Genomic DNA, 17,868 nt, shown 5'->3' with positions numbered 1-17,868 from the left:
AAAAACCTCGAAAGTTAGTTCGTCGTCGTCACAACCGCAGCTCCGCCATGTCGTCGCTGATGTCGTCCTCGCCGATCGTCTGGCGGATCTTCGCGAGGTGGGCCAGTTCACTCCAAAGCTCGAACTTCTTGCCCATGCCGAGCAACACGGCTTTTTTCTCTATGCCTGCCGCCGACCGTTGGCTGGAAGGGAGGAGGATGCGGGCCGCTCCGTCGGGTTCGACGATGGCCGCGGCACCCACCAGCTTCATCTGCAACGCCCGGTGGACGGCCTTCACGCTGGGCAGCGCGTTGACCTGGTCACGCACCTGCTCCCACTCCGCGTACGGAAAGATCCAGAGGCAGCCGGTCTCGAAGGGGTTGTAGGTAACGACCAGACGATTCGCACAGGCGTCGGCCACCAGATCCCGATACGAGGTCGGAATCGTCAGACGACCCTTGTCGTCGACCGTGATGGCTGTCTCACCTTGAAACATCTTTAGTTGGCCGCCCCACCAAATCCCACGATTTGACACTGGGGCCCACGATAGTCTCGGGTCCTGAGACTGTCAAGGAATTTTTTCTTGTGAATCAAGGAGAAAGCTCACGTTCATGCCAATTTCCAGCCGTTTCTGAGGAAGGGGCGGAAGGTGGTTGAATCGGTGAGGTTTTTTGTGACAGGCCTCGCTGTTCCAGCGGTCGCCAAAAGGCGAAATGGCGGCCGCGCATGAACTCCACGTTCATCGAAGCTGGCCCACCCGATACTGTGGTGGGACCGATGCTGTAGTGGGACCGATGCCGTGGTGAGAAGCCGCTTCAGCGGCGATGAGGTGCTTGCCTCGACCTGGCCCGCTGCCGCGGGATCGCCGACAAGGTCGGCTCCCACAGGTGTATTCCTAATCCCACAGGCTCGTTCCTACCCTGCCTAGTCAATGCTGTTGTGGGAGCCGCTTCAGCGGCGATTGGGTGCTCGCCTCGACCTGGCCCGCTGCCGCGGGATCGCCGACAAGTCGGCTCCCACGGTCAGGGGCATCCTGGAAACGCCGCGGCGCCGTCTGTGAGGACGGCGCCGCGATGCCTGGAAGAAAAAGGAGTCGGCCTGTAAGCCGGGTTCTGTGCGTCTTGCGACGTGACAGTCATTCTTCTCGGCCTGGCGTCACCGCCAGGCTCCAGCAACCTACCCGGGAACGACGCGGGCCGCGTCATGGTTCCCTTATTTGGTCTTGCTCCGGGTGGGGTTTACCGTGCCGTGCGGCGTTAGCCCCGCACGCGGTGCGCTCTTACCGCACCCTTTCACCCTTACCTGATCCCCTCGCGGGGCCATCGGCGGTCTGCTCTCTGTTGCACTGGCCGTCAGCTCACGCTGCCCAGGAGTTACCTGGCACCCTGCCCTATGGAGCCCGGACTTTCCTCGATACGCCCGAAGGCGCGACGCGACTGTCCGGCCGACTCCACCTCCGATTGTACGGCAGAAGCGGCGCCTGCACGTAGAATGATCCGCCCCATCCAGCGGACCCTTCGATGTCATCACCACGCCCCGGCACGTTGCATGTCGTCGCCACGCCGATCGGCCATCGCGACGACATCGGTGCGCGCGCCATCGACACGCTGCGCCGGGTGAAGGTCATCGCGGCGGAGGACACACGGCACACGCGCCCTCTGCTCCAGCACCTGGGCATCGACACGCCCCTGGTCGCGCTGCACGACCACAACGAGCGGACGGCGGTCGACAGCCTCGTGGAGCGCATGCTCGGCGGCGACGACATCGCACTCGTCTCCGACGCGGGCACGCCGCTGATCAGCGATCCCGGCTTCCGCTTCGTCCGCGCCGCACGGGCGGCGGGGCTGAAGGTCAGTCCGGTTCCGGGACCGAGCGCGGTCGTCGCGGCGCTTTCCGTCGCCGGACTGCCCAGCGACCGCTTCGTCTTCGAGGGCTTCCTGCCCGCCAAGGCCGGGGCCCGCCGCGCGCGGCTGGGCGAGTTGGCCGGCGAAACACGCACGGTGATTTTCTACGAGTCCTCCCATCGCATCCTCGAATCCTTGCAGGACATGCGCGATATCTTCGGGGTCGAACGCGAGGCGGTCGTCGCGCGCGAACTCACCAAGATGTTCGAAACCGTGCTCGATGGCCCGCTCGCCACCCTGGTCGAGCGCGTGGCCGCCGATCCGAACCAGCAGCGCGGGGAGTTCGTGGTGATGGTCGCCGGCCGCGAAGCCGGCGAGGACGAGCGTCTGGCCGAGGGCCTGCGTGTGTTCGCGATCCTCAAGGACGAGTTGCCGCCGGCCAAGGCGGCGAAGCTGGCGGCCGCGATCACCGGTGCGCCGCGCAAGGCGCTTTACGGGACTTGATCGGCAGGGTCGGCTCCCACCGGGACCGGCCGGAAGCGGGCGGGCCGGATCGGGGTCGGCCGGGGCTGGATCGGTGCAAGCACGGGCCGGCTCACAACGGCCTCGCGGAGCGATGGGCTATGATCCGGTCGTTTCGGCGCCGGAGGGCGCCTTCGTGCAGTCAAGGAATCCGTTGCGATGCGATCGATCCGCGCCACCACCCTCGTCCTCCTGCTTTCCGCCGGCCTCGCCGGCTGCGTGACCCAGGGCGGGGTCCAGCACGGTGCCGCCCCTTCGGGTGAGGCCACCCAGGCGGCGCAGGCGCTCTACATCAAGGGCCAGTTCGACCAGGCCGCGCAGGCGTACCTCGCCCTGTCCACGCAGGACAGCGACCACCGCGACTATTACAAGCTGCTCGCCGCGGAGTCGTACCGGCAGGAAGGGGCGCTTGACCGCGCGGCTCCCATCGTCGCCGACATTCGCCGCTCCCGCCTCGAAGGCGAGGACGCCTTGCGCCTCGACGCGTTGCGCGCCGAAGTGGCCCTGAAGAACAACGACGCGAAGACCGCGCTCTCCCTCACCGGAAAACCGTCGTCGCGTGTGTCGCCGCAGATCGACCAGCGCCTCGCCGAACTGCGCGCCCGCGCCCAGGCCGCCGCCGGCGATCCATGGAGCGCCGCGCAGACCCGGGTCGAACTGGACGGCCAGTTGCGCGGCATCGACCGCGAGCAGAATCGCAAGGAAATCCTCACCCAGCTCATGGGCCTCGGTGCGCAAGCGCTCGCCGAACGCGGCGGAGCCCTTCCGGCGAACGATCCGATGAAACCCTGGGTGACGGAAGGCCAGGCCCAACTCGGCAGCGTGACTCGTTCGCCCGCCGTGCTCGACCAGGCCGTCGGCACGGTCACCGGCGACAAGGGCGTCCGCGAGGGATACAAGGTGCCGACCAAGGTCGCGCTGCTGCTGCCCCTGTCCGGCCCGCTGGCCGGTGCGGGCGCCGCCATTCGCGACGGGTTCTTCACCAACTACATCGAAGCGGCCCACAACGACGCGCCCCGTCCGGAAGTGGCCGTCTACGATTCCGGCAACGATGCCCAGCACGCGGTCGCCGCTTACGACAAAGCCGTGGCGGAAGGCGCCCGCTTCGTCGTCGGCCCGCTCAATCGCGACGGCGTGTCGGCGATCTTCGCCAAGGGCGCCCTGCCCGCGCCGATGCTCACGCTGAACTACCCCAACGACAACAAGAACCTGCCGCCCGCGGGTGCCAACGAGTTCGGCTTGCTGCCGGAAACCGAAGGCGCGCAGGTGGCCGACCACATGGCCGACAGGGGCATGCGCACGGCCACGGTGATCGTGTCCACCGACGATTTCGCCCGCCGTGCGGGCAACGCGTTCAAGGCCGAATGGCAGGCGCGCGGTGGCACGCTGGCCAGCCAGGTCACGCTCGATTCGGGAAGCATCGACTTCGCCTCGCAGCTGTCCGAGCCGGTCGGGCAGGACCCCGCCACCAGCGGCGTCTTCATCAGCATGAAGCCACAGCAGGCACGCCTGCTACTGCCCCAGCTGCGCCTGGCGAAGAACACGCTTCCAGTCTTCGCCACGTCGCACGTCTACGCGGGTGGTGACGACGCGACCGCGGACCGCGACCTCGAAGGCGTGGAATTCTGCGACGCACCCTGGTTGTTCGATGCGCAGCCGGGCCTGCCGCGGCGCACCGACCTCAACAACGCGCTGCCGGCGACCAAGGGCGTGACGGCACGGCTGTTCGCCTTCGGCATGGATGCCTGGGGCCTGGTGCCCTACATCGACTGGATGCGCGGCCATCCGGGCAGCTATCTGCCCGGCGCGACCGGCCAGCTGGTCGCGGACGAGTTCGGCCGCGTGCGCCGCGTACTCATCTGGGCGCGCTTCGCCGACGGCGTGGCACGCCCCGTCGCGGGTAGCCTCGAACTCGAAGCGCCGGCCACGGCTCCCGACGTCGAAAGCGGCGGGGGCTGATCCCCGCCGGCGCGAACAGGGAGTTCGCGTGACGGCAACCAAGAAAACCACCCCGCGCCGCGCCACCGGCGACCGTTTCGAAAGCGCGGCCCGGGCGTTTCTCGAAGAACGGGGACTGCGCCTCGTCCGCGCCAACTTCCTCTGTCGGCATGGCGAGATCGACCTCGTGATGCGCGAGGGTGAAACCGTCGTGTTCGTCGAGGTGCGCTACCGGTGCAATGGCGCCTTCGGCGGTGCGCTGGGATCGGTGACGGCAGCCAAGCGGCGCAAGCTGGTCAGCGCGGCGCACTTGTGGATCGCGTGGCATCCGCATGATGCGCGGAGGCCTTGCCGGTTCGACGTGCTGGCGTTCGAAGGCGATGGCGTGGAATGGGTGCGGGGGGCTTTCGATGCCTGAATCGCCGACAGGGTCGGCTTCCCACCTGTAAGGCATCGCCGCTGAAGCGGCTCCCACACAAAGCAGATCTCACACTGTGGGAGCGGGTTGCGACTGTGGGAGCCGCTTCAGCGGCGATGGCGGCCGGTCAGGCCGCCGCCAGGAAATCCTCGCGGCGCATCGTCGCCAGCTCCGCGACGGTATCGATCGTGATGTCCGGTGGGGTCTCTTCCAGTTCCTTGCCCGCGGCGGCCGCGTAATGGCCCTGCTTCACGAACACCGTGGTGACCTTGTCGCCAAGCAGCTTCTTCAACGCGACGAGGATGCGCGGCTTGTCGTCCACCATCACGTAGTGGTCCGCCGGATAACGCCGGCGCATGTCGTCGAGCATGTCTTCCTTGTGCACGTAGATCAGCACGTCGCCCTGGAACGCGTCCCAGAGGCCCGCGCGGCGAATCTTGCGCGGTTGGAACACGGTGTCGCCGTCGGACATGATCACCGGCCGGCCGATCGTGCGCAGATGCGCGATGGCTTCCAGCACGCCCGGGAACCGGCGCTCGTCGAAAGGGTAATCGAGCAGGAAGAACGACATGCCCATGAACTCGGGGCTGCTGGCCTGTCCGCGCAGGCGCTGCAACGCACCCAGATAGTCGGCGTAACCGACCTGGCTGCGAATGTCCTTGTCGATGGCTTCATAGCGGGTGCGGCCTTCGGCGCCGAAATCGCGCTCCAGCCGGGCGCGGAGGTCCGCGCTGAAACGATCGTTGTCGATCAGGGTGTTGTCGACGTCGAACAGGAAGACGATGGGGTCGTGGGTGGACACGATGGATCCTTGGCGCGGGTACGTGACCGCATATATGGGGTTGGACATTCTGATTCGAAGAGGTGAGCCCTTCTTGGCACGGCCTGCCCTACGGCAGGGCCCCCCTTGCTAGGCGCGCTTGGGCGGAACCAGCGACAGGCGCTTGCTGCCCGTGGTCCTCGGCGCCAGCAGGCGCTCGATCTCGTCCGGCGGCAGCGGACGGGAGTACAGGAAGCCCTGCCCTTCCTGGCAGCCGGCGCGGAGCAGGAATTCGTGCTGGCCTTCGGTCTCGATGCCTTCGGCGATCGTGTGCAGTTCGAGGCTGCGCGCGATCGCCACCATCGCCTCGGTGATCGCGACGTCGTTCGCGTTCATCGGCAACCCGGTGACGAAGGAGCGGTCGATCTTCAGGTAAGCCACCGCCGGGAGCTTCAGGTAAGCCAGGGACGAATAGCCGGTTCCGAAATCGTCGATGGCCACGGCCACGCCAAGGTTGTGCAGGGCGAGCATGGCCCGCTCGGTATCCTCACCCAGGCGCAGGATGGCGCTTTCGGTCAGTTCGACGAGCAGGCGCTTCGGCGGGATGCCGATCTCCTGCAATGCCTGGCAGACGCCTTGCAGGAAATCCGGGTGGCCGAACGAGCCCGCCGACACATTGACCGCCATGCGCAGGGGAGGCAGGCGCGCCTCGTCCCATTGCAACAACTGTCGACAGGCCGTCTCGAGCACCCACTGGTCGATCTGGCGGATCAGGCCGAGGCTTTCCGCGATCGGGATGAATTCGTCCGGCGCGACGTTGCCGCGTTCCGGGTGACGCCAGCGGATCAGGGCCTCGACGGCCACGATGCGCCCGCTCTTCATCTCGATGCTGGGCTGGTAGACGAGATAGAACTCGTTGCGGATCAGCGCCTGGCGCAGTTCCGAGGCGAGCTTGAGGCGGCGCCGCGCGTCCGCGTGCATCTTCGGCGTATAGAAACGCAGCGCGTTGCGCTCTTCGGTCTTGGCCACATACATGGCCGCGTCGGCGTTGGCGATCAGGGTGACCGCGTCGTTGCCATCGAGCGGATACCCCGCGATGCCGATGCTGGCGCTGACGTAGAGTTCGTAGTCGCCCAGGTCGAAGGGACGCGCCAGCGCGGCGAGCATCGTCTCCGCCACCACCAGCGCTTCCTCGCGCGAGCGCAGGTCGGCGAGCAGCACGGTGAATTCATCGCCACCGATGCGGCCCGCCACGTCGTGCGGCGAAAGCTGGGCGCGTATACGCTCGGCCACGCGCATCAGCAGGGCGTCGCCCGTGGCGTGGCTGTAACTGTCGTTCACCACCTTGAAAGCGTCGAGGTCGACGAACAACACCGCCACCGCGCCTCGCTCGTGCGCCGCACGGGTGATCGCCTCGGCACAGCGGCGCTCGAATTCCGAGCGGGTGACCAGGCCGGTGAGCGGATCGTGCGTGGCCAGGTGCTGCAGGCGCTGCCGGTCGGCCTTGCGCGCGGTGATGTCCGATACCACCGCCACGTAGTGCTGCGGGCGCCCGTCACGGTCGCGGATGGTGCTGATGCTCATCAGTTCCGGATAGGTGCTGCCGTCGGCGCGGCGGCTTTCCACTTCGCCCACCCAGTTGTCGCCCGCCGCGATGTCGTCCCACAACGACTGGGGCAACGGACGGCCGTCCGGAAGCGTCCGCGTGATGTCGAAGCGGGTACGGCGCAGCGCCTGCACCGGGAACCCGGTGAGCTTCGTATGCGCCGCGTTGGCGGTGGTCACCCTGCGGTCGGCGTCCGCGATGATCACGCCCTCCGCGATACTGGCCAGCGCCTCGGAGGCGATCTTGCGCTCCTGCTCCATGGCCACGCGGTCCGAAATGTCGCGCACGATGGCCTGCGAGACCCGCCGGGCGCCCCAGACCACGAGGCTGCTCTGTGTCTCGACCGGCCGCAGGCTGCCATCGGGATTGCGCAGGCTGCCCATGCCGGTATTCGGAGAACCGTCCACGAACAAGGCGGCCAGCTCTATCCCGGTCAATTCCTCGCGCGAACTGCCCAGCCACGAGGCCGCGCGGCGGTTGGCGTCGAGGATACGTCCGGTTTCCTCGTCGACCATGAAAATGGCATCGGCCGCACTGTCGAAGAGAAGGCTGTAACGCTCCTCGGTACCGCGAATCCCGGCGAGGATGCGTCCGGCCATGCGCAGCCACAGCAACGAGGCCAGGGCGGCCACGCCGAGCACGGTGAAGAACAACACCCGGCCCAGCCACGAGGCGCCGTTGGCGATGTAGAGCGAAAACGCCTTGGCGCGGGGTTCGATGTAGTTGTTGAGCGCAGCGATCCGCGCCCGCTCGGCGACGATGTCGCCCGGTTGCAACGCGCCGGCGCCATAACCCTTTTCGAGACGGTCGGCGGTGTCCTCGAGGTCGGCGAGGCTGCCGTCCACAGAACGCCACTCCGCCACGGCCTCGCGCACGTAAGGCATGCCGTCGAAATACTGGAAGATGAAGACCATCCCGGGGATGGCCTCGGGAATGACCCCGCCCCTGGCGAAGGCGTCGTTGACGTCCGCATGGGAGAAGTCGCCGCTGGCGATCGCATCGCGCGCCCAGCGATCGGACATGAGCACGGCGTAATTCCGCCGGAACCCGGCCAGGTCCGCCGGACGGCCGTGGGCCGCATAGGCGTCCAGGTCGATGACCGACTGCTTCTGCGCCTTGGACCAGAGACTCTCGCCGTTGAGGAAACCGGCGAGGGTCACCTGGGTCTGGAGCGCGACCCACGTCAGGGTGAGGATGAGGCCGACGACCGCCACCAAGGCATAGGCCAGCGGCCTGAGGCGCCTGGACAGAAGCTGCTGGTGACTGGCCTCGAGGCGGCGCATGGATTCCCCTTGTTCCTCAACCGGACGTGATAGTGCTCCACATGACGCCCAACTTGCGAGTTACGCCGCCGCCTCGTTCCACTTGCGGATCGAGCCGACCGCGTCCATGCAACGGTCCAGCGTGATGCTCATGCAGACATAACTACGGCGAACACACTCTTTGATGTGCTCGACCTGGTCCACCGGAGGGTTGCTTCCCAGCAGCGTGCAGACGATTTCCAGTGCCTCCCACGGATGGGTATCGTCATAGGCGGCGTGAAGCTGAAGCCAGCGAAGCCCGGCTTTTCGGCCGGAAATCGGCAAGCTTTCGGCATAAGCCTTGCTTTCGTAGACAAGCTGCGACCAATCCCCGGTCGCCCCCTCCACCGCATAGTTGGTCGCGGCGATGCCCGCGGCCAGCGAGTCGTTGCGGGAAACCTCCTCGCACCAGTCGGCCAGGGCCTGGGAGCCCTTGGGCGGCTCGGCTCCCAGCACGTCCTCGCGCGACACCCCCGCGCTCTCGGCCCAGTTCAGCCAGTACTCGGCGTGGTTCTGCTCCACCCGGATGTTGCGGACCAGCCAGCGCCGGGCGAGGTCGTCGCCCGGGCTGCGGCCATAACGGGTCTTCAACAGGCTGTGCGACATGTAGCCCGGGAAGCGCTCGATCACCGGCCAGACGCCGACCATGAAGTTGCGCGTGGTCTGCGGGTCGAGGGTGGCGGCGCACATGGCCGTCCACATCTCATGGCTGACGATCCCCCGCCGGGCGTCCTCGCAGGACGAAACCATGTCCTGCGCCCAGAGCGGATAGCTGGCGATCTCGGTCTGCGAGCCGGTCAGTTCGAAACGTGCGTTCATATAGATCTCCCTAAAGATCTGCTGCCAATGATGGTCGGGCGGGCCCGGGCGACCCGCGGCCCGCCCCGATACCGGCCTCGTTGCGAAGCCGGACGATCATTAGGGCACATCCCCCGGGGTGCTTTGTGGGCCCGGCGGGTGGCCTTGCGCCTAGTCCATCGGTCATGGACACAAGTGCCACGGCGAGGACTATCGTGGGCGCCCCACCAGCAAGGACCCTTCCATGGCCACCATCCACCGGATCCTCGCCGCCTCGATCGCCTGCGGCCTCGCTTCCACCGGCGCGCTCGCCGCCGGGCAGCCCTCGGGCATCGATCTCAAAGGCATCGACCGCTCGGTGCAGCCTGGCGACGATTTCGACGGATATGCCAATGGCAACTGGAAGAAGACCGCGGTCATTCCGGCCGACAGGGCCAGCACCGGCATCTTCCTGGAGGTGTTCCAGAAAGCCGAGAAGCGCAACGCGGACCTGCTCAAGGCGGCCGGCGACGGCAAGGCGGCCCCGGGGAGCAACGAGCGCCTCATCGCCGACTACTACAAGGCCTATATGGACGAGGCGGCCATCGAAAAGGCCGGCCTCGAACCGCTCGCACCGGCCCTGGCCCGGATCGATGCGATCAAGGACAAGACGCAGCTCTCGACGGCGCTCGGCGCGCAGTTGCGCGCCGACGTCGACCCGATCAACGCGACCAACCTCGACACGGAGCACCTGCTCGGCCTGTTCGTCGCCCAGGGCCTCGAGGACCCCTCGAAGAACGTGCCCTACCTGTTGCAGGGCGGCCTGGGCATGCCCAACCGCGACTATTACCTGAAGAACGACAAGGACATGGTCGAGACGCGCGAGAAATACGCCGCCTATGTCCAGGCCCTGCTCGCGCAGGCGGGCACGCCCGATGCCGCCGGCAAGGCGAAGGCCATCGTCGCCCTCGAAACGAAGATCGCCCAGGCCCAGCTGTCCATCGTCGAGAGCGAAGACATCCATAAGGCGAACAATCCCTGGCCGCGCACGAGCTTCACGAGCAAGGCGCCGGGTATCGACTGGAACGCCTGGTTCAAGGCCGCGGGCCTCGACGATCAGCCCACCTTCATCGTCTGGCAGCCATCCACGGTGACGAAATTCGCCGCCCTGGTCGCCAGCGAGCCGCTGGACACGTGGAAGGCCTGGCTACGCTTTCACACCCTCAATGAAAACGCCTCCGGCCTGCTGCCGAAGGCCTACGACGACCTCGCCTTCGACTTCTACGGCAAGACCCTCTCCGGTACGCCGAAGCAGCGCGACCGCTGGAAGCGCGGCCTCGGCCGCGTCAACACCGACCTCGGCGACGCGATGGGGCAGCTCTACGTGAAGCAGTACTTCCCGGCGTCGTCGCGCGCGGAAGTGCAGGACATGGTGAAGAACATCCTCAAGGCGTTCGACGCGCGCGTGGACACGCTCGACTGGATGTCTGCCGCCACGAAGCAGAAGGCCAAGGCGAAGATCGCCACCATCAAGGTGGGCGTCGGCTATCCCGACACCTGGCGCGATTACTCGAAGCTGGAAGTCCGTCCCGACGACGCGCTCGGCAACCATGCCCGCGCGGAACTCGCCGAGTACCACCACCAGGTCGCCAAGCTGGGCAAGCCGGTGGACCGCGACGAATGGTGGATGACGCCGCAGACCGTCAACGCGGTGAACCTGCCGTTGCAGAACGCGCTGAACTTCCCCGCCGCGATCCTCGAGGCGCCGTTCTTCGATCCGAAGGCCGACCCGGCTTCCAACTACGGCTCCATCGGCGCGGTGATCGGGCACGAGATCAGCCACAGCTTCGACAATACGGGCGCGGAGTTCGATGCCCAGGGCCGGCTCGCCAACTGGTGGACCGCCGCCGATGAGAAGCACTTCAAGGAAGCCGGCCAGCGCCTGGTCGAGCAGTTCAACCAGTACGAGCCGCTGCCTGGCTTGCACATCAACGGCCAGCAGACGCTGGGCGAAAACATCGCGGACGTGGCCGGCCTGGCGATCGCCTACGCCGCGTACAAGGAGAGCCTTGGCGGCAAGCCCGCGCCGGTGATCGACGGCCTGACCGGTGACCAGCGCTTCTTCCTCGCCTTCGCGCAGTCCTGGCGCACCAAGACCCGCGACGCGGCGTTGCGCCAGCAGGTCATCGGCGACGGCCATGCGCCGGGTGAATTCCGCGCGCAGACGGTGCGCAACCTCGATCCCTGGTACGACGCGTTCCAGCCGAAGCCCGGGCAGAAGCTGTACCTCGACCCGAAGCAGCGGGTGAGGATCTGGTGACGCCATCGCCGCTGAAGCGGCTCCCACAATGAAGCGGCTCCCACACGGTCGGCCATCCTGATTCGGGCGCTTGTGTGGGAGCCGCTTCAGCGGCGATCCGAGCGCCGCACGCGCCTCTCCACCGCGGCCAGCGCCGCATCCACCGTCAACGCCAGCACGCCCACCAGCAAGGCGCCCTGCACCACGTAAGCCGGATTGTTCCCCACCAGCCCCTCGACGATCGGTGAACCGAGCGTCGTGGCGCCGACCGCCGAACCGATCGTCGCCGTGCCGACGCTGACGATGGCCGAAAGACGGATGCCCGCCATGATCGGCCCCGCCGCCAGCGGCAACTCCACATCGCGCAGGCGGCGCCAGCGGCCATAGCCCATGCCATCGGCCGCGTGCAACGCCGCCGCCGGCACCTGGTCAAGGCCCGCCACGGCCTGCCCCAGCACCGGCAACACGCCATACAACACCAGTGCGAACAACGTCGGCGCGGCACCGAAACCGAGCAGCGGCACGGCGATCGCCAACACGGCCACCGGCGGGAACGTCTGTCCGATCACCGCCACCGCGCGAACCGTCGGCAGCAACGAGCGGCCGAGCGGGCGCGTGGCGAGGATGCCGAGTGACAGGCCGATAGCCACCGCGGCGAGCGTCGCCGCGAGCACGAGCGAGAGGTGGGCAAGCGTCAGCGCAAGGAAAGACGTGCGCGTGTACAACGGATGAGGAAGCGATGGTTGCCATGCATGGAAGAGCGGCGCCGCATGCGGCAGCGCCAGCAAGAGCGCGACCAGCACGGCCAGGGTCACGGCCAGCTTCATGGACGCAACACGAGGTCGGCCAGCACGATGGCACCGACATGCTCGATGCCATCGCGCACGGGCAGGCGGTCGCGACCCTGCGCCAGCATGGCACCCAGGGCGTCCTGCAACGATGCCGCCGCGTCGACCGGCTCGCCCTCCGCGTGTTCGCCGCCACGCATGCTGTCGCGCACGGTGCGCACCGCCAGTTCACGCAAACGCGCACGCGTGCCGCCGACGAAATCCCGCACGCGCTCGTCCGCCGGATGGCGAAGGAAAGCGAGCGGCGCGCCGACCTGGATCAGCTTCCCGCCCAGCATGAGGCCCACCCGGTCGCCCAGGCCGAAGGCCTCGTCCATGTCATGGGTGACGAACAGGATCGTGGTGGCCGTTTCGCGCTGGATCGCCTTGAGGCTGGTCTGCAAAGACTCACGCGTCAGCGGGTCCAGCGCGCCGAACGGCTCGTCCATCAGCACGATGCGTGGGCGCGCGGCCAGTGCGCGCGCCACGCCCACGCGCTGCTGCTGGCCGCCCGACAAGGTGTGCGGATACCGATCGGCGATACCCGGCTCGTCCAGCCGGAGCATGTCGATCAACTCGGCCACGCGCGCACGGACCGCGTCCTCGGGCCAATGGAGAAGGCGCGGCACCGTCGCGATGTTCTCGGCCACGGTGCGGTGGGGAAACAGGCCGACCGACTGGATGGCGTAGCCGATGCCACGACGCAGTGTTTCCACGTCACGCGTCGCGACATCCTCGCCGTCGACGCGCACCGTGCCCGCGTCGACGTGGATCAGTCGATTCACCGTGCGCAGCAGCGTCGACTTGCCCGATCCGGACGGCCCGACCAGGACGAAGAATTCGCCATCGGCGATGCGCAGGGAGAGATCGTCGATCACCACATGGTCGCCGAAGCGCTTGCAGACGTGCTCGAACTCGATCATGCGTGACGCTCCGTGAGGGCGAGCAGGCCCTGAAAGACGAGATCCACGGCCAGGGCCAGGACAAGGATGGCCAGCGTACCGAGCAGCACCATGTCGGTCGCCCCCTGCCCTATGCCGAGGAAGACGAAGCGGCCGAGCCCCCCGGCACCGATCAGGGCGGCGACGGCGGCAAGGCCGATCGTTTGAACCGCGACGACGCGCAGGCCGGCAAGCAATACCGGCCAGCCAAGCGGCAGTTGCACGCGAAGGAGCAACTGCGCACGGCTCATGCCGAGTCCACGGGCCGCCTCGCGTGCATCGGCGGGCACGGCGTCCAGCCCGGCGGCGGTATAGCGGACCACGGGCAGCAAGGCATACAGCAGCAAGGCGAATACCGCGGGTGCCGCACCCGTACCACCGAAACCCAGCGAACCGAGCGCGGGCCACGCGCGCGCCAGCCATGCGAACGGTCCGATCAACAGAGCGAACAACGCGAGAGACGGCACCGTCTGAAGGAAGGCGAGCACGCTGACGAGCACGCCATCGCTCCGTCGCCGGCGCCAGACCCACCATCCCAAGGGCGCGCCGACCAGCAAGGCCAGCACCAGGGTTATCGCGCTCAAGCGCAAGTGACCGGCCAATGCCTCGGCGAAAGGTGCGCGCTGCGCGTGCCATTCGCGCAACAGGGCGAGCCCGTCGAGCACGCCGATGACGCCCTGGCCCAGGATGAGTGCCAACGCAGCAAGCCACGCGGCTACCTGTACGCCAATGCGCAGGCCGCGCAGGCGGTCGAGCAGCAGAAGGGCGGCGGCTAGCCACATGAGCCAGAAGCCGGCACCGAGCTGCACGCGGGTCGACGGAGCGGCATGGACGAGGACCCGCTGCGCATCGAGTCCCGCGAGCAGCGGCAGGCCCACCACGGCGAGCCACGCGATGGAGGCTGCGACGAAGCGATGTCGCGGAACCTGGAACACGGCACAGGCCATCACCGCGGACCACGCGCCGATCCACAGCCAGGGATGCGGGTTGAACGCCTGCCCGGCAAGCAACCGGTTCGGCGCGACATGAAGGAACGCCGCGAACGCCGCCGCCAGCAGGCCGATCGCGGAAAGCACGAGCACCGGCAACGCGGCGAGCGGTTCCAGACGCTTCATTTCAGCAGTCCGTGGGAACGCAGGTAATCCGCCGCCACCGTCGCGGCATCCTCGCCATCGATCTGCGTGCGCGCGTTGAGCTTGCGCAGCACGTCGAGGGTCAGTGGCCGGAACGCGGCCTCCAAGGCGGGCCGCATCGATGGGTAGCGTTTCAGCGCTTCCTCGCGCACGACGGGCGCGGGCTGGTACACCATCTCCACGTGCTTCGGGTCCTCCAGCACCACCAGGCCCGTCACCGCGATCGCGCCGTCGGTGGAATAGACCATGCTCGCATTCACGCCGGACGTACCCTCCGCCGCCGCCTTGATCGTCGCCGAGGTATCCCCGCCGGCAAGCACCAGCAACTGGCTGCCACGCAGGTTGAAGCCATAGGCCGCCTGGAACGCGGGCAGCGCCGCCTCGCTTTCGACGAACTCCGCGGAACCCGCGAGCAGCACGTCGCCGCCACCGTTCACCCATCGCGCGAAATCGTCCAGCGTGCGCAGGCGTTCGCGCGCGGCGACGTCGCCGCGAACACCGATGGCCCAATGATTGTCGGCCGGCGCGGGCGCCAGCCAGACGAGCTTGTTCGCCGAGCGATCGATCGATGCGGCCAACGCATACGCCTTGCCCGCATCGCGGAAGGCCGGATCGTCCTCGCGATGGAAGAAGAACGCCGCATTGCCGGTGTACTCCGGATAGATGTCCAGGTCACCGTTGAGCAAGGCGCGGCGGACGATCGAGGTCGGCCCCAGCTGCGTATGGTCCACTACGGGCACGCCCTCGTGGCGCAGCACCTGCAACACGATCTGGCCAAGCAGCGCGCCTTCGTTATCGGCCTTGGAGCCGACCCGCAGCGGCGCCTGCGCGTTCGCGGCGCAAGCGAGCAAGGCCAGGAGCACGGCCAGAAAGCGGCGCAATGGTCAGCGTCCCAGCCGGTCGGCGAAGGCGCGCTTGAAGGCATCGTCGATCGGCGTGGCCTCGACGGCGGCAGCAAGCCCGGCGAAGCGTTTTTCGAACGCACGCACGGCCGCCGAGAAACGCTCCGCCCTGCCCTCGTCATCGCCTTCGTCCACCGCATAGGCCAACACGCGGGCCGCCTGGCCGGCGAGGTCGACATCGTCGGGCAACGCGGAGATATCGCCCCACACCTGCTTGAGGTACCGCACCGCGTCGGCGGCGCGGCGCATGCGGTGCAGCAATCCTTCCGGGGCGGCGTGTTCGGGTACGAAGCGAGCCACGACGTCCTGCGCTTCATCCACGGAAACCGGGCCCAGGTCCACCCGGATGCACAGCCACGCCGCGTCGAACAACCAGGAGCGCGGCGTCGGCTCCGCGCTATAAGGCAACGCCTCGCCGTTGACCTCGACACACTCGGGTATGCCCGCATCGAGGAACTCCACCACGTACGCGCGCTTCGCCGGGCGCCCCTCGTACCGCCCCTCCATGCGATCGATGTGCACCCGGTGCGCACGATCGCCATGCCGGTTGCGCACGCAGGTGCGGGCGAACTCACCGCGCTGGTAACCCTGGCTCGTGCCGTCGTCGTCGTAGAGCTCGGTGGTACCCTGGGCACCGGGGAAAACCTGCAGGATCAGCGCATCGGGAAGGTTGGCAAGGTCGCGCATGCCTTCCGGGTAAAGCGGGACGACGCTGCCCGGACGCACGAAGATCGGGATTTCCTCCAGCGTGTACGAACGCTCCACCATCCCGCCTCCGTCGAAGGCTTCCGCGCCATCGCGGCTGTACCACTTGCCCGGCGGGAGCCAGACCGGGAACGGCGCGGTGCCGTCGGCGCCGGCCGGCGTGGTCACGGGTGCCACGAGGATGTCGTTGCCGAACATGTACTGCCCAGGATGCGCATAGGCTTCCTCGTGCTCCGGCCAGTGGTAGTACATGGGCCGGACGATCGACACGCCGGTGTCGTAGGCTTGTCGCGCGGCGGCGTAGATGTACGGCGCGAGCTGGTAACGCAGGCGGATCGCCGCGAAGATCGCATCGCCATAGGGCGGCCCGAAATGCCAGGGCTCCTTGTGCAGGCTCGCTTCCTTCGCCGAATGCGTGCGCAGGACGGGGCTGAACACCCCCAGTTGCATCCAGCGTGCATAGAGTTCCGGCTCGAGGTGCCGTTCCGGTCGCGGGATGTGCTTGTGGAAGGTGTGCCCGCCGATATCGTGGCTCCAGTACCCATAGAGCACGTTGGACGCCATCGCCGTGAAATGGGGCTGGTAGGCGAGCGATGTCCAGGAAATGACGCTGTCACCGGAGAACCCGATCGGGTAACGGTGGTTACCCAGGCCACCCCAGCGGTGGTAGATCAGGCCGCGGCGATCGCCGTCGCGCTGCATCTCGGTGAAGAACGCATGGTTGAGCCACCAGGTGTTCGACAAGCCGGGGTGTGCCTTCGATTCGGGCCACTGTTGCCAGTCCAGCCACCAGAAATCCACGCCCTGCGCCTCCAGCGGTTTCAGGATCGTGTCGAACAGGGCGCGCATGTATGGCTGCGAGGTGCCCTCGAACGGAATGGGCGCCTGGGTGGAGGTGTCCCACGACAAGGCCTTCGCCATCGCTTCGTAGTTTTCCTCGTGCGGCATGACACCCGACGCGGGGTGCAGGTTGAGCGTCACGCGCAGGTTCTGTCCATGGGCCCAGCGCATGAAGGCCCCGGGTTCCGGGAACAGGCTGCGATTGAAGGTGTAGCCGGTCCAACCCGACGCCTCGCCGAAGACATCCTTTTGCTCATGCCCGGGACGCAGCGAAAGGCCGGGCGTGGTGTGCCAGTCCATGTCCAGCACGAGCACGTCGAGCGGTATGCGTTCCTTTTCGAAACGCGCGCCGAGCGTGCGCAGTTCTTCGTCGGAATAGTTCCAGTAGCGCGACCACCAGTAGCCGAAGACGAAACGCGGCGGGATCGGTTGCGGACCGGCGATCGCCGCGAAATCCGCGAGCGCGGCGCGGTAATCGTGGCCGTAGCCGAAGAAATACAGGTCCTGGCGATCGCCCGGAGGGCGATCCTCCACCCAACCGTCGTCGTCCAGGCCGAAACCCTCGGTGTCGTCGACGACGTGCCAGCCATCGCGTGCGATCAGCCCGTCTTCCAGCGGCAAGGTGCTGCCGTCCTGCCAGGTATCGCCGTCGTAGCGGTCGAGCGTGCGATAGGTTCCACCGAGGTTGGCCTTCTGCGCATCGCCCGGGTTCCAGGTGACCGGCCCGTTCTCGCGACGAACCAGGACCGCCAGGTTGCCGGCGGCGAAGCGGCCGGTCCCCTTCTCGTAGCGCAGCCGCAACATGCCGGTGTCGATCTCGATGAACCGATCGTCCTCGGCCAGCCCGAACGGCGGCACGTCGAGCGCACGATGCACGACCACCTGGGTGCGCCCATCGCGGAAGCGTCCCTCGGCGCTCCACTCCAGGCGGACGAGCCGCGGTGTCAGCACGGTGAAGCGGATATCGCCCCGCTCGACTATCGCCTCGGGCCGGGCGGCGGCCCCCGTGGAAGGGCGGCTGTCTGTCGTGGCTTCCATGGGTGGCGTCACCCCTTTGCGAACCGGAGGTGGACCAT

The 17,868-nt window shown here is 67.4% G+C and carries 13 protein-coding genes and 1 other RNA gene; 4 read left to right on the top strand and 10 right to left on the bottom strand.

All coding sequences use genetic code 11. The features are described 5' to 3' along the window. Positions 1–28 precede the first annotated feature (28 nt). Both mraZ and rnpB read right to left on the bottom strand, forming a co-directional pair. Complete coding sequence (mraZ, locus tag AB6730_RS05785; RefSeq protein ID WP_371022700.1) at positions 29–475, bottom strand: division/cell wall cluster transcriptional repressor MraZ; 447 nt, start codon at positions 473–475, stop codon at positions 29–31. A 589-nt stretch (positions 476–1,064) separates the two neighbouring features. Further along, positions 1,065–1,431: RNase P RNA component class A (gene rnpB, locus AB6730_RS05780), an RNA gene on the bottom strand. A 68-nt stretch (positions 1,432–1,499) separates the two neighbouring features. Between rnpB and rsmI the strand changes: the two genes are divergently transcribed. From rsmI to AB6730_RS05765, 3 genes are all read left to right on the top strand, one after another. Continuing rightward, complete coding sequence (gene rsmI, locus AB6730_RS05775) at positions 1,500–2,327, top strand: 16S rRNA (cytidine(1402)-2'-O)-methyltransferase (RefSeq protein ID WP_371022699.1); 828 nt, start codon at positions 1,500–1,502, stop codon at positions 2,325–2,327. A gap of 177 nt (positions 2,328–2,504) precedes the next feature. Next, complete coding sequence (locus AB6730_RS05770; RefSeq protein WP_371022698.1) at positions 2,505–4,304, top strand: penicillin-binding protein activator; 1,800 nt, start codon at positions 2,505–2,507, stop codon at positions 4,302–4,304. 28 nt (positions 4,305–4,332) lie between these two features. Continuing rightward, complete coding sequence (locus tag AB6730_RS05765; RefSeq protein WP_371022697.1) at positions 4,333–4,701, top strand: YraN family protein; 369 nt, start codon at positions 4,333–4,335, stop codon at positions 4,699–4,701. A gap of 127 nt (positions 4,702–4,828) precedes the next feature. Here the strand turns inward: AB6730_RS05765 and AB6730_RS05760 are convergent, their stop codons facing one another. From AB6730_RS05760 to AB6730_RS05750, 3 genes are all read right to left on the bottom strand, one after another. Then, positions 4,829–5,503: an HAD family hydrolase gene (locus AB6730_RS05760; RefSeq protein ID WP_371022696.1), complete on the bottom strand. Its 675-nt coding sequence runs from the start codon at positions 5,501–5,503 to the stop codon at positions 4,829–4,831. Positions 5,504–5,611: 108 nt separating this feature from the next. Further along, a complete protein-coding gene (locus tag AB6730_RS05755; RefSeq protein ID WP_371022695.1) occupies positions 5,612–8,350 on the bottom strand; it encodes a putative bifunctional diguanylate cyclase/phosphodiesterase in 2,739 nt (912 codons plus the stop codon). A gap of 60 nt (positions 8,351–8,410) precedes the next feature. Next, positions 8,411–9,187, bottom strand: a complete 777-nt coding sequence (locus AB6730_RS05750; protein ID WP_371022694.1) for a TenA family transcriptional regulator — start codon at positions 9,185–9,187, stop codon at positions 8,411–8,413. Between the two features lie 223 nt (positions 9,188–9,410). Between AB6730_RS05750 and AB6730_RS05745 the strand changes: the two genes are divergently transcribed. Then, complete coding sequence (locus AB6730_RS05745) at positions 9,411–11,465, top strand: M13 family metallopeptidase (protein WP_371022693.1); 2,055 nt, start codon at positions 9,411–9,413, stop codon at positions 11,463–11,465. A gap of 86 nt (positions 11,466–11,551) precedes the next feature. Here the strand turns inward: AB6730_RS05745 and AB6730_RS05740 are convergent, their stop codons facing one another. Genes AB6730_RS05740 through AB6730_RS05720 form a run of 5 tightly spaced genes read right to left on the bottom strand, consistent with a single transcriptional unit; the run spans position 11,552 to position 17,830 of the window. Continuing rightward, positions 11,552–12,271 carry an ABC transporter permease gene (locus AB6730_RS05740; protein ID WP_371022692.1) on the bottom strand — a complete coding sequence of 240 codons (720 nt, stop codon included), beginning with the start codon at positions 12,269–12,271 and terminating at the stop codon, positions 11,552–11,554. Continuing rightward, positions 12,268–13,194 carry an ABC transporter ATP-binding protein gene (locus AB6730_RS05735; RefSeq protein ID WP_371022691.1) on the bottom strand — a complete coding sequence of 309 codons (927 nt, stop codon included), beginning with the start codon at positions 13,192–13,194 and terminating at the stop codon, positions 12,268–12,270. Before AB6730_RS05735 ends, AB6730_RS05740 begins: the two co-directional genes overlap by 4 nt. After that, the gene (locus tag AB6730_RS05730; protein ID WP_371022690.1) at positions 13,191–14,327 is read right to left on the bottom strand and encodes an ABC transporter permease; all 1,137 of its coding nucleotides are present in this window, start codon (positions 14,325–14,327) and stop codon (positions 13,191–13,193) included. Before AB6730_RS05730 ends, AB6730_RS05735 begins: the two co-directional genes overlap by 4 nt. After that, the gene (locus AB6730_RS05725; protein WP_371022689.1) at positions 14,324–15,226 is read right to left on the bottom strand and encodes an ABC transporter substrate-binding protein; all 903 of its coding nucleotides are present in this window, start codon (positions 15,224–15,226) and stop codon (positions 14,324–14,326) included. The genes AB6730_RS05730 and AB6730_RS05725 overlap by 4 nt, the downstream gene beginning before the upstream one ends. A gap of 3 nt (positions 15,227–15,229) precedes the next feature. Continuing rightward, on the bottom strand, positions 15,230–17,830 hold the full coding sequence (locus AB6730_RS05720) for a TIM-barrel domain-containing protein (protein WP_371022688.1): 2,601 nt from the start codon (positions 17,828–17,830) through the stop codon (positions 15,230–15,232). Between the last annotated feature and the right edge of the window lie 38 nt (positions 17,831–17,868).

Source organism: Luteibacter sp. RCC_6_2 (genome assembly GCF_041360655.1).
In the GTDB taxonomy this organism is placed as follows: Bacteria; Pseudomonadota; Gammaproteobacteria; order Xanthomonadales; family Rhodanobacteraceae; genus Luteibacter.
Note: the sequence above shows the minus strand (reverse complement) of the source record. Positions and strands in the feature narration are given on the sequence as shown.